This is a genomic window from Pseudomonas sp. DSP3-2-3, from assembly GCF_049898225.1.
GTDB lineage: Bacteria > Pseudomonadota > Gammaproteobacteria > Pseudomonadales > Pseudomonadaceae > Aquipseudomonas.
In genome coordinates this window covers 56,817-81,047 of record NZ_JAFCXH010000025.1, presented here as the reverse complement: position 1 = coordinate 81,047, position 24,231 = coordinate 56,817, and the positions used below count along the sequence as shown (strand labels likewise).

The 24,231-nt window shown below is 58.6% G+C and carries 21 protein-coding genes and 2 tRNA genes; 7 read left to right on the top strand and 16 right to left on the bottom strand.

Going from position 1 to position 24,231, the window contains the following annotated elements; translation table 11 throughout:
* Positions 1-10 precede the first annotated feature (10 nt).
* The 4 genes from ACP7E4_RS23625 to ACP7E4_RS23610 all read left to right on the top strand — a co-directional run bounded on the left by ACP7E4_RS23625 (position 11) and on the right by ACP7E4_RS23610 (position 5,188).
* The gene (locus ACP7E4_RS23625) at positions 11-1,525 is read left to right on the top strand and encodes a serine hydrolase domain-containing protein (protein ID WP_426117941.1); all 1,515 of its coding nucleotides are present in this window, start codon (positions 11-13) and stop codon (positions 1,523-1,525) included.
* Positions 1,522-2,847: an aminotransferase class III-fold pyridoxal phosphate-dependent enzyme gene (locus tag ACP7E4_RS23620; RefSeq protein ID WP_426117940.1), complete on the top strand. Its 1,326-nt coding sequence runs from the start codon at positions 1,522-1,524 to the stop codon at positions 2,845-2,847. Before ACP7E4_RS23625 ends, ACP7E4_RS23620 begins: the two co-directional genes overlap by 4 nt.
* Before the next feature lie 14 nt (positions 2,848-2,861).
* Positions 2,862-4,280, top strand: a complete 1,419-nt coding sequence (locus tag ACP7E4_RS23615) for an aldehyde dehydrogenase family protein (protein WP_426117939.1) — start codon at positions 2,862-2,864, stop codon at positions 4,278-4,280.
* Between the two features lie 449 nt (positions 4,281-4,729).
* Positions 4,730-5,188, top strand: a complete 459-nt coding sequence (locus ACP7E4_RS23610; protein WP_426117938.1) for a hypothetical protein — start codon at positions 4,730-4,732, stop codon at positions 5,186-5,188.
* A 1,278-nt stretch (positions 5,189-6,466) separates the two neighbouring features.
* Here the strand turns inward: ACP7E4_RS23610 and ACP7E4_RS23605 are convergent.
* From ACP7E4_RS23605 to ACP7E4_RS23585, 5 genes are all read right to left on the bottom strand, one after another.
* Complete coding sequence (locus ACP7E4_RS23605) at positions 6,467-7,519, bottom strand: alpha/beta hydrolase family protein (RefSeq protein WP_426117937.1); 1,053 nt, start codon at positions 7,517-7,519, stop codon at positions 6,467-6,469.
* 202 nt (positions 7,520-7,721) lie between these two features.
* The gene (locus tag ACP7E4_RS23600; RefSeq protein ID WP_426117936.1) at positions 7,722-7,997 is read right to left on the bottom strand and encodes a hypothetical protein; all 276 of its coding nucleotides are present in this window, start codon (positions 7,995-7,997) and stop codon (positions 7,722-7,724) included.
* The gene (locus tag ACP7E4_RS23595; protein ID WP_426117935.1) at positions 7,994-8,974 is read right to left on the bottom strand and encodes an integrase domain-containing protein; all 981 of its coding nucleotides are present in this window, start codon (positions 8,972-8,974) and stop codon (positions 7,994-7,996) included. Before ACP7E4_RS23595 ends, ACP7E4_RS23600 begins: the two co-directional genes overlap by 4 nt.
* 902 nt (positions 8,975-9,876) lie before the next feature.
* On the bottom strand, positions 9,877-11,205 hold the full coding sequence (locus ACP7E4_RS23590) for a tyrosine-type recombinase/integrase (RefSeq protein WP_426117934.1): 1,329 nt from the start codon (positions 11,203-11,205) through the stop codon (positions 9,877-9,879).
* A 164-nt stretch (positions 11,206-11,369) separates the two neighbouring features.
* Positions 11,370-11,445, bottom strand: a tRNA-Thr gene (locus ACP7E4_RS23585).
* Positions 11,446-11,620: 175 nt separating this feature from the next.
* On the opposite strand from ACP7E4_RS23585, the gene ACP7E4_RS23580 reads away from it, so the two are divergent.
* Positions 11,621-12,592 (top strand): J domain-containing protein, encoded by a 972-nt coding sequence (locus ACP7E4_RS23580; protein WP_426117933.1) that lies wholly within the window; start codon positions 11,621-11,623, stop codon positions 12,590-12,592.
* Between the two features lie 120 nt (positions 12,593-12,712).
* On the opposite strand, the gene ACP7E4_RS23575 is transcribed toward ACP7E4_RS23580, so the two are convergent.
* From ACP7E4_RS23575 to ACP7E4_RS23565, 3 genes are all read right to left on the bottom strand, one after another.
* Entirely contained in the window at positions 12,713-13,231 is a 519-nt protein-coding gene (locus ACP7E4_RS23575) for a Dps family protein (protein WP_426117932.1), read from the bottom strand.
* Between the two features lie 418 nt (positions 13,232-13,649).
* Positions 13,650-14,867: a methyltransferase gene (locus ACP7E4_RS23570; RefSeq protein WP_426117931.1), complete on the bottom strand. Its 1,218-nt coding sequence runs from the start codon at positions 14,865-14,867 to the stop codon at positions 13,650-13,652.
* Between the two features lie 133 nt (positions 14,868-15,000).
* Positions 15,001-15,765, bottom strand: a complete 765-nt coding sequence (locus ACP7E4_RS23565; RefSeq protein WP_426117930.1) for a transporter substrate-binding domain-containing protein — start codon at positions 15,763-15,765, stop codon at positions 15,001-15,003.
* Between the two features lie 582 nt (positions 15,766-16,347).
* Between ACP7E4_RS23565 and gabP the strand changes: the two genes are divergently transcribed.
* Positions 16,348-17,739: a GABA permease gene (gabP, locus tag ACP7E4_RS23560; protein ID WP_426117929.1), complete on the top strand. Its 1,392-nt coding sequence runs from the start codon at positions 16,348-16,350 to the stop codon at positions 17,737-17,739.
* A gap of 201 nt (positions 17,740-17,940) precedes the next feature.
* On the opposite strand, the gene ACP7E4_RS23555 is transcribed toward gabP, so the two are convergent.
* The 3 genes from ACP7E4_RS23555 to ACP7E4_RS23545 all read right to left on the bottom strand — a co-directional run bounded on the left by ACP7E4_RS23555 (position 17,941) and on the right by ACP7E4_RS23545 (position 20,165).
* Positions 17,941-18,492, bottom strand: coding sequence for a cytochrome b (locus ACP7E4_RS23555; RefSeq protein ID WP_426117928.1), 552 nt, complete (start codon positions 18,490-18,492; stop codon positions 17,941-17,943).
* A gap of 106 nt (positions 18,493-18,598) precedes the next feature.
* On the bottom strand, positions 18,599-19,084 hold the full coding sequence (locus ACP7E4_RS23550; protein WP_426117927.1) for a hypothetical protein: 486 nt from the start codon (positions 19,082-19,084) through the stop codon (positions 18,599-18,601).
* Between the two features lie 73 nt (positions 19,085-19,157).
* A complete protein-coding gene (locus tag ACP7E4_RS23545) occupies positions 19,158-20,165 on the bottom strand; it encodes an AraC family transcriptional regulator (RefSeq protein WP_426117926.1) in 1,008 nt (335 codons plus the stop codon).
* Positions 20,166-20,265: 100 nt separating this feature from the next.
* Here ACP7E4_RS23545 and ACP7E4_RS23540 point away from each other — a divergent pair, with 100 nt between their 5' ends.
* On the top strand, positions 20,266-21,330 hold the full coding sequence (locus ACP7E4_RS23540) for a fatty acid desaturase (protein WP_426117925.1): 1,065 nt from the start codon (positions 20,266-20,268) through the stop codon (positions 21,328-21,330).
* A 346-nt stretch (positions 21,331-21,676) separates the two neighbouring features.
* Here the strand turns inward: ACP7E4_RS23540 and ACP7E4_RS23535 are convergent, their stop codons facing one another.
* From ACP7E4_RS23535 to mutY, 5 genes are all read right to left on the bottom strand, one after another.
* Positions 21,677-21,919, bottom strand: coding sequence for a hypothetical protein (locus tag ACP7E4_RS23535; RefSeq protein ID WP_426117924.1), 243 nt, complete (start codon positions 21,917-21,919; stop codon positions 21,677-21,679).
* A gap of 207 nt (positions 21,920-22,126) precedes the next feature.
* Positions 22,127-22,378: a hypothetical protein gene (locus ACP7E4_RS23530; RefSeq protein ID WP_426117923.1), complete on the bottom strand. Its 252-nt coding sequence runs from the start codon at positions 22,376-22,378 to the stop codon at positions 22,127-22,129.
* Between the two features lie 245 nt (positions 22,379-22,623).
* A tRNA-Phe gene (locus tag ACP7E4_RS23525) sits at positions 22,624-22,699 on the bottom strand.
* 101 nt (positions 22,700-22,800) lie between these two features.
* Complete coding sequence (locus ACP7E4_RS23520; protein ID WP_122852577.1) at positions 22,801-23,073, bottom strand: oxidative damage protection protein; 273 nt, start codon at positions 23,071-23,073, stop codon at positions 22,801-22,803.
* Entirely contained in the window at positions 23,070-24,137 is a 1,068-nt protein-coding gene (gene mutY, locus ACP7E4_RS23515; protein ID WP_426117922.1) for an A/G-specific adenine glycosylase, read from the bottom strand. Before mutY ends, ACP7E4_RS23520 begins: the two co-directional genes overlap by 4 nt.
* Between the last annotated feature and the right edge of the window lie 94 nt (positions 24,138-24,231).

Sequence of the window (24,231 nt, the reverse complement as noted above, 5' to 3'; positions counted from 1 at the left end):
GATAGATCAGATGACGAGTTTGCCGTTGCGGCGGGCACTGCCCAGCCAACAACGCGTATCGGCGCGTGGCGTAAGTGATTTCATTGATGCGGTGAACGCTGCGGGCCTGGAGTTGCACAGTTTCATGCTGTACCGCGACGGTGCAGTGGTGGCCGAAGCGTTTTGGGCGCCTTATCGCGCCGAGCGGTTGCATGTTCAGCATTCGGTCACCAAAAGCTGGGTATCCATGGCCATCGGGCTGTTGGTGGATGACGGCGTGCTGTCGCTGGACGCCAAGGTGGTGGACTTTTTTGCCGCAGATTGCCCGGTACCTATCAGCGCAAACCTGGCAGCCATGACCGTGCGCGATTTGCTGACCATGCGCACCGGCCATCGCCAGGGCATTTCCGGCGGGGCCTGGCGTGGGCGCAGTGAAAGCTGGGTCAAGCTGTTCCTCGATGAACCGGTTGAAGACCCGCCAGGGCAGAAGTTTATCTACAGCAGCGCCTCGAGTTTCATGCTCTCGGCGATTGTCAGCGTGGTCAGCGGTCAGACGGCCTTTGAGTTGTGCAACGCACGTATCTTCCAACCCATGGCCATGGGTGCCATCGAGTGGGACCTTGCACCTGGTGGCTTCAACACTGGCGGCAATGGCCTGAGTTGCAGCACCGAGGACTTGCTCAAGTTCGGTGTGCTGCACTTGCAACAAGGCAACTGGGAAGGACAGCAGTTGCTGTCCCGGGAATGGGTGGCCGAAGCCACCCGTGGGCATGTCGATGATGTATGGATGGGTGCCTTCGACGGCAAGCGCTACCAGGGCCGCGACTCGAGCGACGCAGGGGTCACGCGCCGCGAAGGATACGGCTATCAGTGGTGGATGACCCTGCACGGTGGCTACTACGCCTCCGGGGTATTTGGCCAGCAGTGCATCGTCTTGCCACGCCATAACACGGTGATTGCGTTTACCGCCGGGCTGCCCTTGGGCGAGCGGCGTTTGCACAGCCTGCTCTGGGAACATCTGTTGCCGACGCTGGGTGTGCCCGCCGACGGCGCGGCGGATGCCGAGTTGGCGGTGCTGTTGGCAAGCCAGCGGCGGCCGTCCCTCTCAGGGGCGTCGACTTCGCCGCGTCACGCCGAGTTCAGCGGCACGTTTGTGGTGGAGGCCAACGAAGATCAAGTCAGCGAAATACGTTTGGCGCTGGGCACTGACCATTGCGACTTCTACCTCACCGACCCCCGTGGCACCCACTGCATTCGCGCCGGGCTGACCAACGACATCGAAAGCCAGACCAGCATGACCGGCCATTATCTGCATCACCAATACCAGCCGGAACTCACCCCTGTGGTGGCGCAGGCGCGCTGGACCGACGACGGGGTATTAAGCATGACCTGGCAGTTTGTCGAGATGGCGTTTTGTGACCGTGTCAGCTGCCGTATTGAACGCGGCATGTTGTATGTGGACCGCAGCGTCAACGTTAACGCAGGCCCGTTGCAGCGCCCGACGCTGACCGGCCATCCAAGAACAGCTTTGCAGGAGTCGCTATGAACGATATTTCCAACCCGAGAGGTTCCGAGTGTGGCGCGTTCTGGGCACCGTTTACCCCGATGCGCCCGTTCCAGCAGCAACCGATGATGTTTGCCAGTGCTGACGGCATGTACTACACCACCACCGATGGGCGTCGTGTACTCGATGCAATGGCGGGGCTCTGGTGCGTCAATGCCGGGCATGGCCAGCCGAAAATTGTCGAGGCCATTCGCGAGGCGGCGGGGCGCCTGGACTTTGTCTCGTCATTCAAGATGAGCCACCCCCACGCCCTGGAGATGGCCGAGCGCCTGATCGACATCAGCCCGGCCGGCATGGAACAGGTGTTCTTTACCAACTCAGGTTCCGAGGCCGTCGACACCGCGTTGAAGATTGCCCGGGCGTATCACCAGGCCCGCGGCGACAGCCGCCGTACCAAGTTTATCGGGCGTGCCAAGGGCTATCACGGTATGGGTTTCGGTGGGCTGTCGGTGTCGGGTATCGGCCGGCAGAAGCGTGACTTCGGTCCGTTGTTGGGCGAGGTGTCACACCTGCCGCTGCCTTACGACGTGGGTATGCGTTTCAGCGCCGGGCAACCGCAGCAGGGCGCATGTTACGCCGACGCGCTGACACAACTGTTGGACATTCAGGATCCGAGCACTGTGGCCGCGGTGATCGTGGAGCCGGTGACGGGGTCCGGCGGGGTGTACCCGCCGCCACAGGGCTATCTGCAACGCTTGCGCGAGATCTGCACCCGGCACGGTGTGCTGCTGATTTTCGACGAAGTGATCACCGGTTTTGGCCGCGTCGGCGCCAGCTTCGCCGCGCAGGCGTTCGGCGTAACGCCAGACCTGATCACCACCGCCAAAGGCCTGACCAACGGCGCCGTGCCCATGGGCGGCGTGCTGGTCAGCGGTGCGGTGTACGAAGCGTTCATGGCCGGGCCGGCGAACGTCATCGAGCTGATGCACGGCTACACCTATTCGGCGCATCCGCTGGCGTGTGCGGCCGGGTTGGCGACCATCGAGGTGCATCGCGAACTGGGCATCAATCAACACGTCAACGCGGTCAGCGGGACCTGGCAGTCGGCCGCGCTGGCGCAGCGGGGTGTGGGTCCGGTGCTGGACGTACGCACCATCGGTTTGCTTTGCGCCGTCGAACTCGAGCCGCGCCCCGGTGCCGCCGGCGCGCGTGGCAGTGAAGTTGCGCAGTGGTGCTTTGAGCACGGCGTACTGGTGCGCGGTTCGGGCGACACCATCGTGATTTCACCGCCGTTGGTGATCAGCCAGCAGGAGATCGCCCAGGTGTTCGACACCTTGACGGGTGCCTTGAATCAGGTTGCCTGAAGGGAGTCGATGGCATGTACGATTTGTTTGAGTTCTACATTGACGGCGCCTGGGTCAAACCTCACGGCGAAACCGTCGAGACAGTGGTCAATCCGTCCACCGAGCAGGGGGTTGCGCGCATCATCCTGGGCGACGCTTACGATGTAGACCGTGCGCTCGGCGCGGCCCGGCAGGCTTTTCCGGAGTTCGCCGCGAGTTCGCTCGAGGCACGTATCGACTTGCTGCAGCGCATCATCGAAGCCTACAAACGCCACAGCGAGGCGTTGATCGAGGCGGTTCATCTGGAGATGGGCGCGCCGCTTTCCCTGGCCCGAAGCGCTCATGTCCCGGCAGGCCTGGGCCATCTGGCGCAGGCGCTGGAAGTGCTGCGCGAGTACCGCTTCGAACGGCGCCTGGGCCAGACGCTGGTGGTGCGTGAGCCTATCGGCGTGTGCGCCCTGATCACCCCCTGGAACTGGCCACTCAATCAACTCACCTGCAAGCTCGCACCCGCCCTGGCGGTGGGCTGCACCGTCGTACTCAAGCCAAGTGAGTGCGCGCCGTTGTCGGCATATATCGTCGCGCAAATCCTGCATGAGGCTGGGGTGCCGAAGGGGGTGTTCAACCTGGTCAACGGTAATGGGCCAGGGGTTGGCGCTGCGCTGGCCAGCCATGCCGAGGTGGATATGGTGTCGTTTACCGGTTCGACCCGCGCCGGCATCGCAGTGGCCAAGGCGGCGGCCGATACAGTGAAGCGTGTTTCCCAGGAGCTGGGCGGCAAATCCGCGAATATCCTGCTCGACGACGCCTACCTGCCTAGCGCGGTGCGCCACGGGGTACAGGCGTGCATCCGTAACAGCGGCCAGTCGTGCAATGCGCCGACGCGCCTGCTAGTACCGCGCGCGCAACAACAGGCGGTGATTGATATCGTCCGGGAAGTGCTGGCGCAGGTGTGCTTCGACGACAGTAACCCGACCTCCGCCATCGGCCCCGTGGCGAATGCCCTGCAATTCGAACGGGTACAGGCCATGATCGCCCAAGCCATCGCCGAGGGTTCGCGATTGATCGCCGGAGGGCTGGGACGACCACAAGGGACTGAGCGCGGCTACTACGTGCAACCTACAGTATTTGCCGACGTCACCCCGGACATGCTGGTGGCGCGGGAAGAAATCTTCGGCCCGGTTCTGGCGATCATGCCGTACGACAGCGAAGCCGAGGCGATAGCCATCGCGAACGATAGCCCTTACGGCTTGTCAGGTTACGTCACCTCAACCAGCCTCGAACGCAGCCGCAGGGTTGCGCGGCAATTGCGCACCGGCATGGTCCATCTCAATGGCGCCCGGGCCGACCAGGCCGCGCCGTTTGGTGGCTATAAGCAGTCGGGTAATGGGCGTGAGTGGGGGGAGTTGGGGTTTGAAGAATATCTGGAGAGCAAGTCGCTGTTTGGGTATTAACGGCTTCAGACGTGCGCGCCGGGGCGACAGATAAATCATCGGCCCCTTTGCGCGCTGGTTGGCGCTCATACGCGAAGAAAGCCGACCGCTGTTGGTTTGTCATGATAGATCCCCGGATAGTGAGCAGTAGCGAAGGTCAAAAGCCTGTCAAGACAAGGCCTCAGGCTTACCCCTGCGATCAAACAGAATTGCAGTCTTAATGATGAATGGATCGGATATTATCGGTTCGACGTGGTCACGAAAATTACTAAGCGTGAGGCAGGCAATGGTGGCCGAATTTTCCTGTACGCATTGGAGAGTGGTCGGCTGCTGCATGAAGGGCCTGTAGAGGATTTATCGACAGGCAGCGTTGAGGTTGTTCTGTATCCTCGCAAAATGTGCGAACTGTGAATTGCATCCGCCTAAATCTTTCATGGTGCGCGAGGGCACCGCGCGCCTCTCTGAAGTGTTTGCAGTCCAGTTCTTCTGAAAACTCACTAATCTTCAATACCCCACTGACTAGCAGCAGTTGGAAAGACGCTTTAGCCACAGATTTAAAGGCTGTGATGATTCTTCGATCTTCCAAGGGTGAGCATGGATACGCCCACATTCGTTTTTACGAGCTGGATGAAGAACATAAGATGCGAGCTGTTGATGAGCTTGAGACTACAAACAGCGCTTTAATTGACTGTCTGCGCAGTGGGATCGATCCGAGATGTAAAAAACTGGAATCCGTTCAAGCGATTGAGGAGATCATGATGACCGATAAGAAAGGATCTTCCCTTACCAGTCTTGCTAAGAAATATGAGCTTTCTATTAATGCAGCCAGCATCACTACGGCCCTGAAAAAAATCCATATTCTTAAAGATGAAGAATATTTATCTACTACCGGTTCAGGAGAAATCAAAGTATTTGTAAAGCGTCGTTGACGCTAACTTTGGAATTAACGAAAAATCAAAGATGCATGAGTTTAAAACGGAGCCGAGATTTTTATGAGGATACTTTTCCTGAGCTCGTTGAGCTTGCCACCAACCAAATGATGATAGAAGCGCAGGGGATGAGTGTGAGAGGCTTATGAGTCCTTAATTATGTACGCGCCTTGTGCTACATGACTTTGCTTCTGGCAAACAGCCGGTAGCCATCTGATGGATTAAAAATGTCTACCCCGAAGCCTGATATGAAAGAGATCTGGCGTTTGCTGGCTATGCGGGACCAGTACGAACGCCCGGAAACCTCCCTTCTAGATAAGCCGACAGACGCAGTGCGAGCTGCTTTTGGTGAGGGGTACATAACAATCCAGGGTGCTTACGAACCCTTTGTTTGGAGATGTCTATCAAGGCCTCTTTGACACTGTCCCAAAGGATGCCTCGCTCGTCGATAGCTTGGTGGCCCTTACGGGTAAGTTCATTTCTGGTACGCGAACGACGTGTTGGGACCGAATTCGTATTCTTGGCGGTGTTCCGGCAGAAACCGGTTGGTTCTTGGACTACCTGTTTGTTTCAAATGAGCACGTTGCAGATCGGGCCCTTCCATCGACGCTGGTTGCTGGGCTCATTACGCGCGCGAACGTGGGCAAACTCAAAATTTTACGCGAGGCTGACTGGGATCAGTTGACCACGACAGCTTTAGGATAAGCAGGCTGATGTTGCCGAAGTTGACGTTTGGGTCAGGAGTGGCCTTTCTGCTATTCGCATAACAGATGGCACCCGAATGGCTGGTGCATGTGTGACAGCGAAAACGCCACCGGGAGCAAGCGCTGTCCCGCGGTGAGCGACCTTTCCAAGACGCAAACAAAAAAGGCCCACCTTTCGGTGGGCCTTCTTCGGTGTTGCGTATGGTGCGGCACCAGACGAACGGTATGTTTCGGCGAGAGTAGGTTTTTCGGGCATCTGGAGTTCGCTGGAAAACTCGGCGTACCCCAACTAGTAACTATAAACAAATCAGCTAGTTATGGCGTTCGGTGGAATCGAGCTCGGGAGTTTTTAGATGTCAGCACGTTGTCGGTCTGCAAGTAATTCAGAGCCGCATACGGAATGGTAAACCTCCTGAATTCGAACGTTGTTGATCATCCCCTCCGTTGAGAATAGGCAGGAATCCGCCGAGGCTGCGTAAAAACGTTTTTGATCGTAATAGGTGGCTGGATTCGACACAAAAATTGCGCTCCTACGCAAATTTCAGGTCTGCTGAGTTGCCGAGTGCCAGCAATCCTAGAGGTCCACTTTGTTGTTCGCGGACTGCGTCAAAAACTCGCTGATCAGTGACGTAACCTGCTGTTGGATTACCTCGCGCGGGCGAGCATTGTCGCCATCCTCGCAAATGATGCCATCGCCAGGAATGTCCTCTTCGAGCAATGCCACTGCACCTGGTTTGCAAATCGGCAAGAAGCTGAAATGGCTGGCGTCACTGATCTCGACATAGCGGCTGGACGCTTGGGGCAGGCGTGTGGCCAGGTTGGCGGACTCCAACTGAGCAGGCAGTTCCACCGACGGTGCGCCGGCAGCGATAACTAGCACCGGCACCGGCAGTGCCGCAAGGCTCTCATCGGTCATCCCGCGCGAGAGTCCCAGGTCCAAAGAAACCACAGCGGTGACGCGTTGATCGCGCAAATCGCCGGCCAGACCAGCCTTTAATGCCGGAGTACTCTCAGGGTTGATCTTTTGATAATTGGTGCAACTGGATAACTGCGGATGGAGTTTGCAGTCACGGGCAAACAGGGCCGGGTCGAAACGAGCACCGGCGATCTCCATTGCAGTCCAGCCGCCGAGTGAATGGCCCACTACAGCAATTTGACGCTTTGCGACCACGCCAAATTTTTCAGGTTGAGTGGTGACCGCCTCAATGGCCCGATGCAGGTCAATGGGCCGCTGCCATAACTGCGCCGCCGCTTGCGGGCTGCGATCATGGGTCGTGGTGCCGGGGTGGTTGACCGCTGCGACAATGTAACCCTTATGGGCCAATGCACTCGCCAACCAGTTCTGATTGTTCCAATTGCCTCTGAATCCATGGGAGAGCACCACCAATGGGTGCTCGCCAGCAGAGGGTGGCGCGTTGCGAACCGCAGAAGCACCGACAAACACCACATCGTCGCCGATCAACTGTGGGGTGACGGTCGTTGTACTGGGATACCAGACGACCATCTCCAGCGGACGCTCATTGTGTGGGTCCAGCAGGGTGGAGGATTGGAAGCCGACAGAGTTGACGTCAGCGAGAGCGCTGGTCGTCAGACAGGTTAAAAGCAGGGCGCCGAGAGCTGGTTTCAATGGGGTTGTCTTCCTTGATTTAGATAGGGGTTCAGAACCTGAAACCCACCGATAGCGTGCATCACATCTCGCAAATTATAGAAATCCAGCGCCGTGAGCAGGTGAATCTGCATCGACATTAAAGCCGATACTCCGAATGACATGCATAGTTTTCGTTATCTGCATCGACGGGTTGAATCCACAGCCGTTTTCTGACCTTCGTCTAGCGGTTGAACTGCCAGGGTTTTCCTAAGCGATGAGTGAGTAATTGCATGGTCAGCAAATAGTAATAGCGCGTCGATTCAGTGTGCTGGTTTAGGTGGTGATTCAAAAACCACGCAAGGTGTTTTCTCTGCCAAGTCCATGGATTGTCGCGTTGCCAGCGCTCAGCGATCGCTGTTTGGATAGCCTTCGCCTGACGCAGGTGGCGTTGGCGGGTGGTGTGCGATCCGGTCAGGACGCCCGCCAGGAACAGCTCCATATCGAATGGCTTGCTCATGCTCGGCCACCGATGTACGCCGATACCACGTCGATACGGCCGTGTCCGAGCTCATAGCTGATTTGTAAGCGTGCCTCTCGATCAAGACGTGGATTGAGGCGCCTGCACCTGCCACCGTTGATGGGCGCGAGATGATGGGTGATTTGCTCATAGCGTTCGCAAGCATAGGCTGCCCGCAATTCGTGGAAGCCTTTGAGATTGTGCGTATGGAGGATATCTCGGGCGGGGCGGACGATCCCCTGCAAGAAATCGAGGTAGCTTTCGTTCGGTGCCAGCAGGTTGCGGCCACCATCGGGCGAAACCTGTTCGGCAAACCTCAGAGCTTCTCGAATATGATCATCTACCGTAATCCAGCGAGGTGCTGACGCACCGGATCGGCCGCCTTTGGTGCCGTCCTGGATGTTGATCTTGTCGTAGTGTTCGGCTTCACACTTGAGTCGCGGTAGGTCGGCCAGAATCGCTTCGCGCAGACGCATGCCAGTGGCTCGCGCTAACTTAGCGATGGCCGCGGCGCGCGGCTGCTGATGTTTGCAAAGTACCTCTACGATCCGCTTCACGTGTTCGCGGTCTTGGCCTTGCGGCACCGAGCAACGAACGCTGGTGCGCCGCATTCCCAGCGCCTTGCTCGGACTCGGCACTTTCACATACTGATCACCGCGAAGCGCTGCGAGGGTCCGGTTCACGCTGGACAACCGGTTTAGCGCGGTGGCGATGGCGAGCTCGCCTTGTTCAACTTGTTGGCGCAGATGTCCGGCGTAGTCCAGTAAGGTCTGCCAATTAATTTGCCGCGCATCGTTAAACCCCGGCCCTTCCTCCGACCGACACCAGCGTACAAACGCTTGCCACCGCTCACTGTGCGCCTTGACCGTGCCGTAATGCCCGCCGCCAAACAGGTCTTTCAGTGCCTGCGATCCGGCATAGCTCAGCTGCCGACCATAGCCAAAATTGCGCCCATCCCGTCTACCGACCAATACCATGATCGAACTCCTCTCGAAGCCAAAACTTTAAAACCTTCCCCACGTCATCCCGCCATGAATGCTGAGTGTTATCAGGGATCAAGGCCCCTGCGACCTGTGAGGGTTGTCCACTAACGCGGGACTGGCGGCTCTTTACGACCGGGAGCTTGGGCATCTCATGATCTGGCCTCCTGAACACTTCCGAAGACGTGGGCGGGTGGAGGTTGCGCTGGCTGACGAGACCAATGCCGCGAGATCCTGAGTCGGGTGAAGGCAGCGATGCGATGACCGGGGCATGCCTGACTGTCAGTCAGGTGCAGTCAATTCCTTGGGCTGCGGCACCATCATCTGCATCGCTGTTGCAGGTGACTTCGGTGTTTGTCACGCCGATTGTCACGAGAGGGAATGCCGCAAAGCCTTGTACGGGGTGGGCTGCAGCAGTGGTAGGAGCGCCCGTCTCTTTCCGGGAGAAAGAGACGGGCGCAGGTTGGCGCACGGGAATGGCCAAGCGGATAGGTTGCTGCAGGGCAGCTATGAAAGGGATGAGTTGCCGCAGTGGGAACACTGGTAAAAGTAGGCATCCATCACATCGCTGTGACCGTGCGAGCCGCCGGACGCTAATCGCACTTTGGGAGAACCACCACGGTGTGGCGTAGCCTCAAAGGTTCTGGCTACCTGGGTGCTGTCAACAACAGCGCTTTGCCCGATCTTTTCTACGCCTGTGGATAATTCGGGTCAAGGCTCGAATTTTCGGGAGTTCTGCGGCTGTGGATGAAATTATCCACCGGTGGAAATCTGTGGTTTTCCACAGACAGTTTGCGTGGGCTTTAGATTTTTTAAGTGAGGTCCATCCAAGCGGGGCGGCTTTGCAGCCCCGCTTGGATGGACCCGCGTGGAAGGGCGGACTGCGGTGATCTCATTGCTTACCCACGTTTGGATGCGCCGCGTTTATTTTGTAGGGCGGTAATGTTGTCGCCGACCGGGTGAGAGAATTCGTGAGGCGTTACATGACCGCTGCGGTTGGCATCAATGTAGTTGCTCCACCACGCCATGATCAGCCGGCGCTGTTCGAGGAATTCGGCCTTGTGGATATACGCGGCACGCACGCGGTTGCGTTCCTTGTGGCTCATTTGCCGTTCGATGGCTGCGTCGGTCCATAACCCGGACTCTAATAGGGCGCTACAGGCCATGGTCCTGAAGCCGTGGCCGCACACTTCCTTGCTGGTGTCATAGCCGACGTTGCGGAGCATGGTGTTCACCGTGTTCTCGGACATGGGCTTCCAGTACTTGTGGTCGCCCGGTAGCACCAACTCTGAAAAGCGACTGAGGCTGCGCAGGCGCTCCAGTATTTCGATAACCTGCGGCGATAGCGGCACCATTTGAATGTCGCCATTCATCTTGGTCCCGCGCGTGGAGTTGCGTACCCCTTCAATCGGTGCGCGTGTATCGGGGATTTCCCACATGGCGCGTTGGAGGTCGAACTCACTCCATCGAGCGAAGCGCAGTTCGCTGGAGCGGACGAATACATGCAACGTCAACAGGACGGCGAGGCGCGTCAGTTCGCGGCCGTTGTAGTTGTCGATACGGTGTAGCAGTTCGGGTAGGCGGTTGAGGGAGAGGGCCGGGTGATGGACTGTGCGCGGCGCGTGGATCGAGCCTGCCAGATCCAGCGCGGGATTCATGGTGATCTGCCGAGCCCTTTTGGCCCCGCGCATGATGGTGGATAAGTAGTTCTGTACCCGTAACGCCACATCCATGGTGCCGCGTTCCTTGATGCGCTGGGTGATCTCTAGCAGGTCATGGGTATCGAGTTCAGCGATGGGTCGTTGGCCGATCAGCGGGAAGACGTGGGTACGCAGTCGGCTCATCACGGTTTTTGCGTGTCCTTCGGTCCAGCGGCGAGACATATCGGCGTGCCACTCCAAGGCAACGGTTTCGAAAAGCAGTGCCGCCCGCTGGGCTACGATCTTGGCCTTCTTCTTTTCTTCCATTGGGTCGAGGTTGTCGAGCAGCAACGCCTTGGCTTCGTCTCGCTTATGTCGTGCGACGGAAAGGGTAACGATGGGGTAATTGCCGATGATGAGCGTACCTTCCTTGCCGTTGGGCTTGGTGTACTTCAAGCGCCAGGTCTTCACGCCATTGGGTTTGACGAAAAGGTACATGCCTCCGCCGTCGAACAGTTTGTAGGCGCGTTCGCGGGTTTTGGCGGTGCGGCATTGCAGGTCGCTGAGGGGGATCGCAAGACGTGGCATAGGGGTACGCGCTCCTGACCGGGAAATCGCAGTACCCCTAACATACCCTTGGGGAAGGGGGATTTTGTTGGATCCCGACAGAGGGCCCTGGAACGAAAAAACCCGCCAAAGGGCGGGTTTTCGGGGCTTCCAGAGCATTCGGTGGAATGCAATGGCGCCTAATGTGGTGCCGGCACCAGGAGTCGAACCCGGGACCTACTGATTACAAGTCAGTTGCTCTACCAACTGAGCTATACCGGCGTGATGGGCGCAGAGTATATAGAGGTTTTCGGGCGTGTAAAGCCTAGCTGCCTGATTCGGTTGAAAAATATTTTCCTACGGGGTTTTTGTGCGCTGGGTAGCGCGGTTGCGTTGTGTGCGGGTTTCGCTGGGGAAAGCTTGTTAAGATGGCCCGTCGCCATGGATTGCAAGCTGAATGCCCAAAACACGCACTTATTATGACGAGCTCAATGTCGCGCGGGATGCTTCTGCGGAGGAGATCAAGCTCGCCTTCAGGAAGCTCGCGCAACAGTTGCACCCGGATCGGAATCCGGCGGCGAACGCGTCGGATCTGATGGCGTTGCTCAATGCCGCTCACGATGTGTTGGCGGACCCGGCCAAGCGTGCGGAGTACGACGCGACATTGATTCGTCAGGCACAGCAGGCGCGGGGTGCGGCGGCTCAGCGCAGGCAGGCGCAGGCGGGCAGGGCGCCTGTTACGCCGTCGGCGGCCACCGGAGCTAAACCTTCGCGTCCAGCGGCGCAGGCCAAGACTTCCAGGCCGCTGCGACGTGGCAGCCGGTTGCGCTGGGCGGCGCTGTTTATCGTGTTTTGTGCGGGCGGTGCGTGGATGGGGTATGACCCGGATGCGGGCAAGCCTTTCGTGCCGCCGCCGGTCATCGAAACGGTTGCGGCTGTCGCGCCGGTCGAGTCCAGGCCTGAGGCGGCCGCTGTGCCGATTGGTACTCCGATCAAGTTGGTCGACCCGGCCCAGCCGCAATGCATCGCGCCGCCGGTTGATCCCCTGGGCGCGCCGTGGCCGGTTACTGCAGGATATATCAGCGGTATGCCGGTGATTCGGGATGGCGGATGGTCGGAAATTACTGTGGATAACAGCGCGGGCAATGAGCCGGTGTACGCCAAGGTGACCGACGCCGGCGGGCGCCACGCGTATCGACATGCGTTTATTCCGGCGCACAGTTCTTTTACCTTTGCGCGCATGGACGTCGGCTATTACCTGTTGAAGTACAAGATGCTCGACACCGGTTGTGCGTATGCGTCCAGCCGGATTCGTCTGGAAGAAACGGCGGTGAATAATCGGGTCAAGTCGACGGTGTACAAGCTCACACTGCGCAAATTGGAGAACCGCAATTCGCAGTTTTCCAATGTGCGCAGTGATGAGTTTTGAGGTCTGGCTGCGGTTGTGCAGGGCTTTTCGCGAGCAAGCTCGCTCCCACAGGTTGTGGCTATCGGTAGGGCCGGCGTCTGCACCAGCTTATTCGGGGACAAGTCCCCTCCTACCTAACAGTTAAGACGTACGACCCGACTCAAACAGGAACCAGATGCGGCGTTCGGCTTCGTCGATCCAGTTTTCCAGCAGGCTGGCGGTGGCGACGTCGTTGTGTTCGTCGCACAGCGCGTGGGTTTCGCGCATGTAGTTGGCCAGTTGCATGTTGTCTTCGCGCAGTTCGGCGAGCATGTCGGCCGGGGTGACGAAATCGGCGTCGTTATCGCTAATGCGTTGCAGGCGTTTGATGTGGCCGGTTGAGCGCAGGGTCGTGCCACCCAGTTTGCGCACGCGTTCGGCGATGGCGTCGGTGGTGGCGAAGATCTGGTCAGCCTGATCGTCGAGCAGCAAGTGGTAGTCGCGGAAATACGGGCCGGACATGTGCCAGTGGAAGTTCTTGGTCTTCATGTAGATGCCGAATGTGTCGGCCAGCAGGGCGTTGAGTTCGCCGGACAAGTCGCGGCGTGCATCTTCGCCCAGGCTGTTTGGAGTATGCAGGTCGGCCTTGCGATGTTCTTTGGCGGCTTCGAGATTGCTCATGGACGTTTCCTTCCTGATTGATCAATAGACGGAACGGGATGACAAAAAGGTCGCGCCGACTGCGTGCAGGCACCTGAGACGGCGGGCCTGGCGGGCGAACCTTTATCCTGGGACGAATACGCCTGTTTGGACAATGCCAATGTGACGGATGTCAGTGTTTGGCATTCCAACAGCCTCGGCTGCGGCTTTCTTTACTGCGCGTGCTCAAATCTTATGCACAGGCTCTGAACCACGCGAACCAATTTGGCGGATGTTTCTGGAACCGTTCTCATTTTCCGGCGAACCACTGTTTACAGGGGCTTTGCGCACTGTCGAAAAAAACGGCGCACGAATTCATTAGCTAGCGAGCTAAGTTTTCAGGGCACTCTGCCTATTTTAATCAACAGAGTTATCCACAGGTTTTGGAACGTTTGGGCGGTCAGTCGAGTTGAGCGATCAGTAACAGATTGCGCGGGGTGAGATGGCTGTCGCAGAAGGTCCCGACGCGCACCTTGTAGTGGCGTTCCTGTAGATACAATGCCCGGTCCAGCACCAGCCAAAGCTCCAGCGGGCGACGGAACAGGTTGCGCACCAGCTCCAGATTGCGCACTTGGGCCAGACGCTTCCAGCCAGCGGCTTCCAGCGCGGACCAGTCTTGCTCGGGGATCGTCCGCAGATCCTTCAAGGCTCCCAGGTCGCGACAGTAATCGGCGAAAGACTTGTCCAGCCAGGCAACCGGCAGGGAAGGCGTAGGCAGGTAGTCGTCGCAATGGCGCAACTGGCGCTGCAGCAGATCAAAGCCCAGGCGGCGCGCCATCGAGGTATCGCGCTGACGTCGCACGCGAGCGCCGGCGGTGACGGTTTCACTGAGGGGCAAGCCCAGATCGTCTTTGGAGAGTTTCAGCGCGGAGGCCTGGGCTTCGATGGACAGCGGCTGATACTGCTCGGTGTCGATGCGGTTGTAGCAGCAGGGTGCGATTGCCACTTGCGAACAGCGGACCCGGCTGGCGATGCGCATCAGTTGCACATGCAAGTCGCCGCAAGCGTGCAGGGCAACCGGAGTGTGATGGGCATGCAGACGACGCCAGGCATCGTCGGCCATGACGTCTTGCTGCACATGCGTGGCGTTAATGTTCAGCCGGTCGCTGAGCTGATCCCCGGCCTGCACCAGTTTCGGATCGCGTTCCAGGCAGGTCAGCGACTGGTCTTGATGGGTCAGGCGGCGACCGAGGTGGCCTTTGCCCGCGCACCAATCCAGCCAGTGTTCGGGGGTTCTGGTGAATTCCAGGCAACTGGCGAAGGCTTCGATCTGCTGCCATTTTCGCCCCGGTACATCCACGCTCATACGCGGCGCCACGGGCGTCAGGTTGAATGCAGGAAGCGCCGCAATACGGCTCAATTCAACGGCTTCGGCTGCCAGTTGCGGAAATGGAAACGGCGCGTCGAGTTGTTCGGGGCGGTTATGCGCGACCTCGGCTTCGCTCAGTGAACGTTGCCGCAGCCAGCCGGCCAGCTCCGGGTAGCGACCTTCCCACGGCAGTTGCAGATGGGTAAACGGCCGGGGGCGCCACAGCGATTGATAGGCGAACAGAAAACTGTCCAGCGCGCGAAAGCGGCTGCGCAGGTCTTCGTCTGGTGCAACGGATTCGTGGGCCATGGTCGGCTGCTGTCTGGGTGCGAAAAAGGCTGGTCCGGAAACCAGCCCTCTTCATAGCAGCACGTTTGGTGCGCGTCTAGGCAAAATGCAGGTGCGACCGGCGATTAATGCCGACGATCGCGACACAATCGGCTTAAAGAATGCTGAACGGGAAGTACTTGTCGTTGATTTTCTTGTAGCTGCCGTCTTCGATGATTTCTTTTATTGCCAGGTTGAGTCTGGCGCGCAGCGGGTCGTTCAGGCGCACGGCGATGCCGATCTTGTCATTGTCATAGACCGGGTTGCCCTTGAATTCGAAGCTCATGCCCGCTTCGCTTTTCAGCCATTCATAGCTCGGGTATTTGTCGGCCAGGATGGCGTCCAGATGCCCGGCAGCGAGGTCGGCGTAGGCGCTGGCCTGAGTGTCGTAAAGCTTGATCGTGACGTCTTCGCCCAGATTTTGTTGCAGCCAGGTCGCGGAAACGGTGTCGTTCTGCGTGCCGATGGTTTTGCCACGCAACGAATCTTTGATCGACGCGGTGTCGGTCTTGATGTCGCTGGTCTTGGGGGCGATGAATTGCAGCTTGTTGGAGTAGTAGGGGGTGGTGAAGTCCACCAGCGCGCTGCGTTCCGGCGTGATGGACATGGACGACATGATGAAGTCGTAGTTGCCTACGACCAGCGACGGAATCATCTCATTCCAACCCGTGACTACCACTTCACATTCGACTTTCATCTTCGCGCACAGAGCGTTGCCAATCTCGACGTCAAAGCCAACGGCCTGGCCGCTGGCATCCAGGCTATTGAACGGCGGGTAAGCGCCTTCGACGCCCATCTTCAACTTGTCCACAGCAAAAGCGCCGGTCGTGAAAGCCAGGGTGGCCACTGCGACCAGCAGGCATTTTCTGTACATCTGCATGGGTGTTGCTCCGTTTGCGGTTGCTGGACATGAATGATTTGCGCCGTGCCGGCAGGTCGTTGGAACGGTCTGGTGCGGCGATTCAGCTCTTCGACCCTGGCACGCGGTAAAAGCTCAATGCCCGAGGGCGCCGAATGAAGTTTATTTCATGCAGGAGCGGGCGTGTGGGATGGTTTCAGCTCGTTGGAGATTCTATGTTCGCGGGCAAGCCTCGCTCCAACAAATCCAACGTTCCAGCATGATGGCAGCTTCCATGATTACTTTTACGACGTGCGTGCGCTTGTTTTTCCGCACATCCAGACAATACGCACCGCTGCGGTGCATAGAAATCCTTTGTGTGTAGTTTCGGTGCGCTCACGTGTCGCTCCTTGGGGCGGCAGGTAACAAATCCTACAAAAATGGCTAAACGCCATTGCAATCAATACGTTGTCGTACATCTCCTCAAACCCTCTATTCCAGGGGCGACGTCGTTTTTGAAACATTTTGGCGTAATTCTTGCGTCAATAATAAAAAACAGCACCGTTGCTTTCTTTTTACGAAGACGTCCGGTGCGGATCGCTCCCCCTCGCAAAGGTAGGTTCAATGAGCAGTACCCCGATTTCTTCCGAGCTCGATCAGGGGCTCAAGCCGCGGCACATTACGATGCTGTCGATTGCTGGTGTGATTGGCGCCGGTTTGTTCGTCGGCTCCGGACATGCAATCGCCGAAGCCGGTCCTGCCGTTCTGCTGGCTTATGCTGCTGCGGGAACATTGGTGGTGCTGGTGATGCGAATGCTGGCCGAGATGGCGGTTGCGTCGCCCGATACCGGTTCGTTCTCCACTTACGCCGACCGCGCGATCGGGCACTGGGCCGGTTTCACCATCGGCTGGTTGTACTGGTGGTTCTGGGTGCTGGTGATTCCGCTGGAGGCCAACGCCGCCGCGACCATCCTGCATGCCTGGTTTCCGAATGTGGCGATCTGGGCTTTCACGCTGGTCATCACCTTGCTGCTCACGGTCACCAACCTGTTCAGCGTGAAGAACTACGGTGAATTCGAGTTCTGGTTTGCGCTGATCAAAGTCGTGGCGATCATCGGTTTTGTCGTGCTGGGCGTTGCGGCGATTTTCGGTTTGCTGCCCAACAGCCAGGTCAGCGGCGTCAGTCATCTGTACGACACCCAAGGCTTCCTGCCCAATGGCATGGGCGCGGTGCTGGCCGCGATGTTGACCACGATGTTCTCGTTCATGGGCACCGAGATCGTGACCATCGCTGCTGCCGAATCCAAGGACCCTGAGAAGCAGATCACCAAGGCCACCAATTCGGTGATCTGGCGGATCTCGTTGTTCTATCTGCTGTCGATTTTCCTCGTCGTGGCGCTGGTGCCGTGGAATCACAGCGGCCTGGCTGAAGTCGGTTCCTACCAGACCGTGCTGGACATGATGGGCATCCCGAACGCCAAGATGATTGTCGATATCGTGGTGTTGATCGCCGTGACCAGCTGCCTCAACTCGGCGCTGTACACCGCCTCGCGGATGTTGTTTTCCCTGGGCAAGCGCGGCGATGCACCGGCTGTTGCCAAGCGCACAACGCAAAGCGGCACACCATATTGGGCGGTGATGTTGTCCACAGGGGCGGCGTTCCTGGCAGTTTTCGCCAACTACGTCGCCCCGGCAGCGGTGTTCGACTTCCTGCTCGCCAGTTCCGGTGCCATCGCGCTGTTGGTGTACCTGGTGATCGCTGTTTCGCAACTGCGCATGCGCCAGAAGAGCATCGCGGCAGGCGAAACCGTGGCCTTCCAGATGTGGCTGTTCCCTTGGCTGACCTGGGCGGTGATTGTGTTCATAGTCGCGGTACTGGGCATCATGCTGATCCAGGAATCCCATCGCGTGGAAATCCTCGCTACCGGTCTGCTCAGCCTGCTGGTCGTCGCCGTCGGTCTGTTCGTCGCCCGCCGCCGCAAGATGGAAAGGGCTGGCAAGGTTGTGTTGGGCTGACAGTGCGCCACACAGCCCTTTGAACATAGGACCGGCTTTAGCCGGGAGGAGGTCGGTACGTTCGCAGCGGTTGTGTCGTCAGACCTTGCGTCCTCCCGGCTGAAGCCGGTCCTGCGGATCCTGTGTGCGGGCTGACATCGCGGTGTAAGCGATACGGTGAAATCCTCTGTTGCTCTCGCGTCAGTTTTGGCTCCTGCAGGATTACCGCATCCGATACAGCACCGAGCGCCCCGTCATTTGATGTTTGATCACGGCCAGCAAATGCAGGATCACCAGTACGGCAAGCAGCGCACAGAGAACGTGATGCACGCTGTGCAACTCGGCCAGGGCGGGCGTTGAGTGGATCAGCTGCGGCATTGGAATCAGCGTCAGCAGGATGACCGGGTGAGTCATCATCAAAACCCCAGTGATCAGCACGCCAGCAATCAACAGATACAGCGCGATGTGGGTCACTCGCGCCAGTGTCGCTTGAGTTGTTTTGACTCTGGTCGCAGGCACGGGCGCCTTGAGGTGCAGCCAGAAGCGCCAGGCGAAGAAGGGGATGAACAGCGTAGACACCTGCGGATTGAGCGCTTCAACCCATTGGCGTAGCGCATCGCCCTTGGGCAGCAGCGCCACGCCAAAGCCGCTGACAGTCGCCCAGATGATGATCAAGGCGGACAACCAATGCAGGAAAACCCGAACACTTGAGTAAGGCTTGGCTCGGCCTTCTGTAGGATCAGCGGTTGAGGTATGGCTGTTTATCGCGTTCAACGTCGGGCTCGCTGTTGAGAAACAGAGTCATTCTCTTTAAGCGGCGTAAACTATGCCCTGCAGTGCGCGATGTAAATTAAATAACAGCATTAAAGATTGATCTGGCTCAGCGGGCCGGCTTCTCGTTGCGCTTGAGCAGCAGGCGCGAGGCTTCGTTGTAGTCGGTCTGGAACGAAGTGCTGCCGATCCACTCAATCGCCGCGTCTTCATCTTCCTCGTAGAACATCGCCCGGTAAGTGATCAGCAGGCCCATCATGAAATCGGTGGCTGGCTCTTCGTCTTCTTCGGCGATGACCAGTTCCAGCACCGGGTATTGCAGGAACACCACGCACATCGCCAGCTGGCTGATGCTGTGCGCGGCTTTCATGGTCTGGAACAGGTCGTCGAAGTCGGCAGGGTCGAAGCCGTTTTCTTCGATGTCCTTGAAGTCGAAGGTACTCAGGTCGATTTCGACGTCATCGAATGGCTGGTTGATCAGCGGCGAGGCGAAAACCGGATGCACAACGTTTTGCACCGGCTTGCTGGAGCGGTTCTGCTTTGCCTTGGCTTTCGCTCGTTGGGCGCGTTTGTGCTGCTTGTCTGGCGAGGCCATGGGCTTGGGTCCTGTTGCGGTCGAAGGTTCACAGGCCGCTATTGAAACGCAGACAGTTCGATTTACCAAGGCGCTATTTACCCACGCCTTCGCGATATTGACCTGGCGACTGTCCCGTCCAGCGTCTGAATGCGCGGCTGAAGCTGCTGGTGTCGGCAAATCCAAGCAGATAGGCAACCTCACTCAATGAATTGCGCGGATCGCTCAGATGCTGCAACGCGAGGTTCTGTCGCACCTCGTTCAGCAGCAGATCGTAACGGCAACCCTCATCCGCCAGATGCCGCTGCAAACTGCGCAGGCTGACGTGCACGACCTGGGCAATCCGCTCAGCGGAGGGTTCGCCCTCGGGCAGCTGTGCTTCGATGATGGCGCGCACGCGACGTTCCCAGGTCAGCGGCTGGAGCTGTTCAAGGGTGCGGTTGAGGACTGTTTCGTTGTGTTGCGCCAGTTCCGGGTTGCCGTCGTCCAGATGGCTGTCGAAATCGGCACAGTCGAACTCCAGCAGATTCTCCTCGGCGGCAAAGAATATCGGTGCCCGGAATACGTGGTGCCAGGGCGCAGGGTCCGCCGGTTCCGGGCGTTGCAGGTATACCGCCAGCGGCGCATAGGTTCTTCCCAGGCGGTTGCGGCAGGTGCGCACATAAATCGCGGCAAACGCGTCCAGCGCCTCATGAGCTGGCGCGGGGCTATCGACAGGCACGCGGAAACGAAACCGGTAACGGTCTCCGGCGCGTTGCAGGTCCAGTTCGAGCGCATCGCTGACCACGGGGTGGTAACGCACGATGCGCTCGAACACCTCGCGCAACGACCCGCTGGCGACCAGCGCATAACCCAATGCATGGAAGGTGGTCGGACTCACAAACCGGGACACCCGCAAGCCAATGGCCGGATCGCCGCTGGCCTGGACCGCCAGCTGCCACAGGCGCGTGGTGTCGCTCACCCGATAACGGGCGTTGGGATCGTCCATCAATTGCGGGTCCAGCCCTGCCGCCCGACACAGCGCAGCGCTGTCCAGGCCCGAAGCATCGAGCTGCTTGCGCAAGGCGCGGGTCCAGCTGGCAAGGATGCTTGGTTCGTGCATACAGATTGGCGCTTCCGGTCAACAGGTTGGCGTGAAGGGGCGCGCGGTGTTCCGCAAGTCCGCGCACAGTGCTCTTACTTCATACCTAGAGGATGGAAGCATGTACGACACCTCTGCAAGTCCCGCCAGACTGAATGCGCAGCAGCGATCGGCACATATTCGCGCCGTGGTGATGGAGCGCGGTGCAGAACTACGCACGCGCTATCCGATTCTCCGTCATCAGGACGCGATTGGCGTCGGCATCTTGCTGTTTGCGCTGACTGGCATGATCGCCAGCGCGGCCTTGTACATCGGTGGCTATGTGGCGTGGTGGGTTTGCCTGCTGCTCAACGGGTTTTTCGCGTCCCTGACCCACGAGCTGGAACACGACCTGATCCACAGCATGTATTTCCGCAAGCAGCGCTTCCCGCACAACCTGATGCTGGCGCTGGTCTGGCTGGCGCGACCCAGTACCATCAATCCGTGGATCCGTCGTCATCTGCACCTCAACCACCACAAGGTTTCCGGCACCGAGGCCGACCTGGAAGAGCGCGCCATCACCAATGGCGAGCCGTGGGGCCTGGCGCGGCTGCTGATGGTCGGCGACAACGTGATGTCCGCGCTGATCCGCATGCTGCGGGCGAAAACTCCTGCGCACAAACTGAGCATTCTCAAACGCACACTCAAAGTCTATTTCCCGCTGGCCTTGCTCAACTGGGGCTGCTGGTACGTGTTTCTCGGCTTTCACGCAGCCAACGGCGTCGCCAGCTTGCTCGGCTCACCCATTGTCTGGTCGGCCAACACGATGGCGGTCATGCACGTGATCGACATCGCGGTCGTGGTGCTGGTCGGTCCCAACGTGTTGCGCACGTTCTGCCTGCACTTCGTCAGCTCGAACATGCACTACTACGGCGACGTCGAGCCCGGCAACGTGCTGCAGCAGACCCAGGTCATGAACCCGTGGTGGATGTGGCCGATGCAAGCGTTCTGCTTCAACTTCGGCAGCACCCATGGCATCCACCATTTCGTGGTCAAGGAGCCGTTCTACATCCGCCAGATGACCAGCAAAGTGGCGCACAAAGTCATGGCTGAAATGGGCGTGCGCTTCAACGACTTCGGCACGTTTGCCAGGGCGAACCGATTTGAGCGGGAGGAGGGGCGGGTGCAGGAAGAGGTGCGGGCTTGACAGGCATTTCAGTGGACGAGCGGACTTCGGTAGGACCGGACTTGTCCGGGAAGGCGTCGGCTCAGGCCCTGAAGGTAGGGCAGGTGGATTGAGGTTGGCTGGCCATTTCGGGGACAAGTCCCCTCTCATCAAACAACACATATCCATCTGGCCTGACGAGGATCCGTGGGACCGGATTTATCCGGGAAAGCGGCATTCCTGACGAGGAAAATGCAGTGGATGTACCGACCTCTTCCCGGATGAATCCGGTCCCACTGGACTGTTTGCTGCGCGACAGCGCGGCGTCTGGACGACGGGGGATCTCCTACCGGGTTTGCGTATGGCTGTAATGCAGCTCCACGCCCGATCAATCTTCGGGGTCTTTGGGCTCTTCAGGTTTCCAGCGCTGAATAAGCTCCGCCATGCCAGCGACGATTGTGTCGGAATTGCTCTCCAGGACCGCCAGATAGCTACGGATGCTGTCGGATGTCGCTTGGTCACCTTGGCGCTCGATCCACATACGAACCTCACTCACGGCCAGGGCGATGGCGTTGATGTTCTGATTAAAGCGCGCGAGCAGGATAGGGGTGGGGTCATCGGGTAGTGACATGGTGTTTCCTCCGTATAGAGAGGAAAGCGTAGGGCATGGGCATGAGCCAGGAGCGCAGGCTGACGAATTGCAGGCCAGGAAAAGCCCGCGATGGGAATCAGCGGGCTTAAGCTATTGCGCTGGGATAAAGAAGTCGCCAGACATCTGGATATCAGATCCAGATACCGGGAAATTTCCGGTAACTCCTTGCCAGCATTGCCGCTTCGATCATAACCAGGACTCGGCGATGCGGCGGTCCAGCTCCTCCCAATCAGCCATGCCTATTACCCTTGTGGTATTGAGGCCGCGCAGATATCCCCGGAGCTGATTCGCCGATGTGCTCAGGTCTTCAGAGCTGGCATTGTCGTTGTGCAAAACTTCCTCGTAGAGACACAAATACTCAGCCACACGCTCGCGGAACTCCGGCAGCACTGCTTCGCGGATCAGGTCAAAAGTTCGCAGCTTCTGGATGGCGTTCACGATGTCACCCTGGATGATGTTGTTCTGGTTTTTGGATCAGACTTCAATGTACATCATGAGCCGTCGCCTACGGATGCATTTCCCGAGTCTGCCGCGTTAGCTCCTGGCCTGGGGCGCGTACACGCCAGGCGTAGCCTGCACGCAACTGATGAAGGGAAGGGGGAAATCGCAGGCAACAAAAAACCCGCATAAGGCGGGTTTTTTGGGTTTCAGATGATTGTGTAGCACCACCTGAATCTAATTAGTGGTGCCCAGAGACGGAATCGAACCGCCGACACGGGGATTTTCAATCCCCTGCTCTACCGACTGAGCTATCTGGGCAACGGGGCGCATTAGACGTTTTTTTCAGGGGGTCGTCAACGTGTTTTTTAAAAAAATTTGAATTATTACCGTCGCTTACGACCCGCACTGCTGCAAACGCTTTATTTTTCGGGGGGAACGTAGCCGTCGGCCTTGGCGTATTCCTCGCCCGAAAGGTACTTGTCCATCTCGGTTTGCAGGAATTTACGGTCTTCGGCGTTCATCATGTTCAGGCGACGTTCGTTAATCAGCAGGGTCTGGTGTTTCTGCCAGTCGGCCCAGGCTTTCTGCGAGACGTGGTTGAAAATGTCTTCGCCCTTGGCGCCTGGGTAAGGGGCGCGTTCCAGGCCGGGCAGTTCTTCTTTGTATTTGCGGCACATTACGGTGCGGGTCATGACGACTCTCCTGCATTCAATACGTCGGCTGCGTGTTTCAGCAGCTTCTTCACCGGGGCGGCAAGGCCCAGGCGCGGCGGGGTGGCGAGGTTATACCAGAGCCAGTCGGCCTCGGCCACGTGGTGAGCGGACTCCTCGACCTGGACCAGCCAGGGTTCGATGCTCAGGCGAAAGTGGCTGAAGGTGTGGATCAGCCCCGGCAGTTCTTGGTGTTTGCCCAGCTCCAGCGAGTGTTGCAGGGCCAGGTGTTGCAGATCGGCGAAATCATCCAGTTCGGGAAGGCTCCACAATCCGCCCCACAAACCCGTGGAAGGTCGGCGATAGAGCAGAATCGCGCCATCGCGGTTGGCGAGCATCGGCATCAGCGTGCGCTTCTGCGGGACGTCCTTGCGCGGTTTGGGGATTGGGTAGCGGGCTTCCAGGCCCAGCAGATGCGCTTCGCAGCCACTTTCCAGCGGACACAGCAGGCAAGTAGGTTTGCTGCGGGTACACAACGTTGCGCCCAGATCCATCATCGCCTGAGTGTAGTTATTGACCCGCGTGTGGGGCGTGAAACGCTCGGCAGTGGCCCAGAGCTGTTTGGCGACCTTCGGCTCGCCGGGGTAACCCTCTTGCGCCGTGTAGCGCGCCAGAACGCGTTTGACGTTGCCGTCGAGGATCGGCGCCCGCAGGCCCATGCTCAGGCTGGCGATGGCGCCCGCCGTGGACAGGCCGATGCCGGGCAACAGGATGAGTTGTTCCACATCACGGGGGAACTCGCCGCCGTGCTCGGCGACGACGATTTTTGCGGTCTTTTGCAGATTGCGCGCGCGGGTGTAGTAACCCAGGCCGGTCCACAGGTGCAGCACTTCGTCTTCCGGCGCTTCGGCCAGGGCCTGCACGGTGGGCAGCGCCTCCATGAAGCGGTCGAAGTAGTTGAGCACGGTGCTGACCTGGGTTTGCTGCAACATGATTTCCGAAACCCACACCCGATATGGCGTGATGCCTTGCTGCCAAGGCAAGTCGTGGCGACCGTAGCGGTCGTACCAGTCCAGTACAGCGGTGGAAAATTGCTCGGGTTGCATTGCTTGGTCCGGGTTGGAGAGGGTGGAGCGGGATTTATCCCACAGTGTTGCATGGGTACTTGTGGGACCGGCTTTAGCCGGGAAGCGGCCGCTA

What these genes read in the sequence shown, in the direction of transcription:
- ACP7E4_RS23625 (WP_426117941.1), top strand. Translation starts at nt 11, where the DNA reads ATGACGAGTTTGCCGTTGCGGCGGGCACTGCCCAGCCAACAACGCGTA.
- ACP7E4_RS23620 (WP_426117940.1), top strand. Translation starts at nt 1,522, where the DNA reads ATGAACGATATTTCCAACCCGAGAGGTTCCGAGTGTGGCGCGTTCTGG.
- ACP7E4_RS23615 (WP_426117939.1), top strand. Translation starts at nt 2,862, where the DNA reads ATGTACGATTTGTTTGAGTTCTACATTGACGGCGCCTGGGTCAAACCT.
- ACP7E4_RS23600 (WP_426117936.1), bottom strand. Translation starts at nt 7,997, where the DNA reads ATGAGCAAGCCATTCGATATGGAGCTGTTCCTGGCGGGCGTCCTGACC.
- ACP7E4_RS23595 (WP_426117935.1), bottom strand. Translation starts at nt 8,974, where the DNA reads ATGGTATTGGTCGGTAGACGGGATGGGCGCAATTTTGGCTATGGTCGG.
- ACP7E4_RS23590 (WP_426117934.1), bottom strand. Translation starts at nt 11,205, where the DNA reads ATGCCACGTCTTGCGATCCCCCTCAGCGACCTGCAATGCCGCACCGCC.
- ACP7E4_RS23580 (WP_426117933.1), top strand. Translation starts at nt 11,621, where the DNA reads ATGCCCAAAACACGCACTTATTATGACGAGCTCAATGTCGCGCGGGAT.
- ACP7E4_RS23575 (WP_426117932.1), bottom strand. Translation starts at nt 13,231, where the DNA reads ATGAGCAATCTCGAAGCCGCCAAAGAACATCGCAAGGCCGACCTGCAT.
- ACP7E4_RS23570 (WP_426117931.1), bottom strand. Translation starts at nt 14,867, where the DNA reads ATGGCCCACGAATCCGTTGCACCAGACGAAGACCTGCGCAGCCGCTTT.
- ACP7E4_RS23565 (WP_426117930.1), bottom strand. Translation starts at nt 15,765, where the DNA reads ATGCAGATGTACAGAAAATGCCTGCTGGTCGCAGTGGCCACCCTGGCT.
- gabP (WP_426117929.1), top strand. Translation starts at nt 16,348, where the DNA reads ATGAGCAGTACCCCGATTTCTTCCGAGCTCGATCAGGGGCTCAAGCCG.
- ACP7E4_RS23550 (WP_426117927.1), bottom strand. Translation starts at nt 19,084, where the DNA reads ATGGCCTCGCCAGACAAGCAGCACAAACGCGCCCAACGAGCGAAAGCC.
- ACP7E4_RS23545 (WP_426117926.1), bottom strand. Translation starts at nt 20,165, where the DNA reads ATGCACGAACCAAGCATCCTTGCCAGCTGGACCCGCGCCTTGCGCAAG.
- ACP7E4_RS23540 (WP_426117925.1), top strand. Translation starts at nt 20,266, where the DNA reads ATGTACGACACCTCTGCAAGTCCCGCCAGACTGAATGCGCAGCAGCGA.
- ACP7E4_RS23535 (WP_426117924.1), bottom strand. Translation starts at nt 21,919, where the DNA reads ATGTCACTACCCGATGACCCCACCCCTATCCTGCTCGCGCGCTTTAAT.
- ACP7E4_RS23520 (WP_122852577.1), bottom strand. Translation starts at nt 23,073, where the DNA reads ATGACCCGCACCGTAATGTGCCGCAAATACAAAGAAGAACTGCCCGGC.
- mutY (WP_426117922.1), bottom strand. Translation starts at nt 24,137, where the DNA reads ATGCAACCCGAGCAATTTTCCACCGCTGTACTGGACTGGTACGACCGC.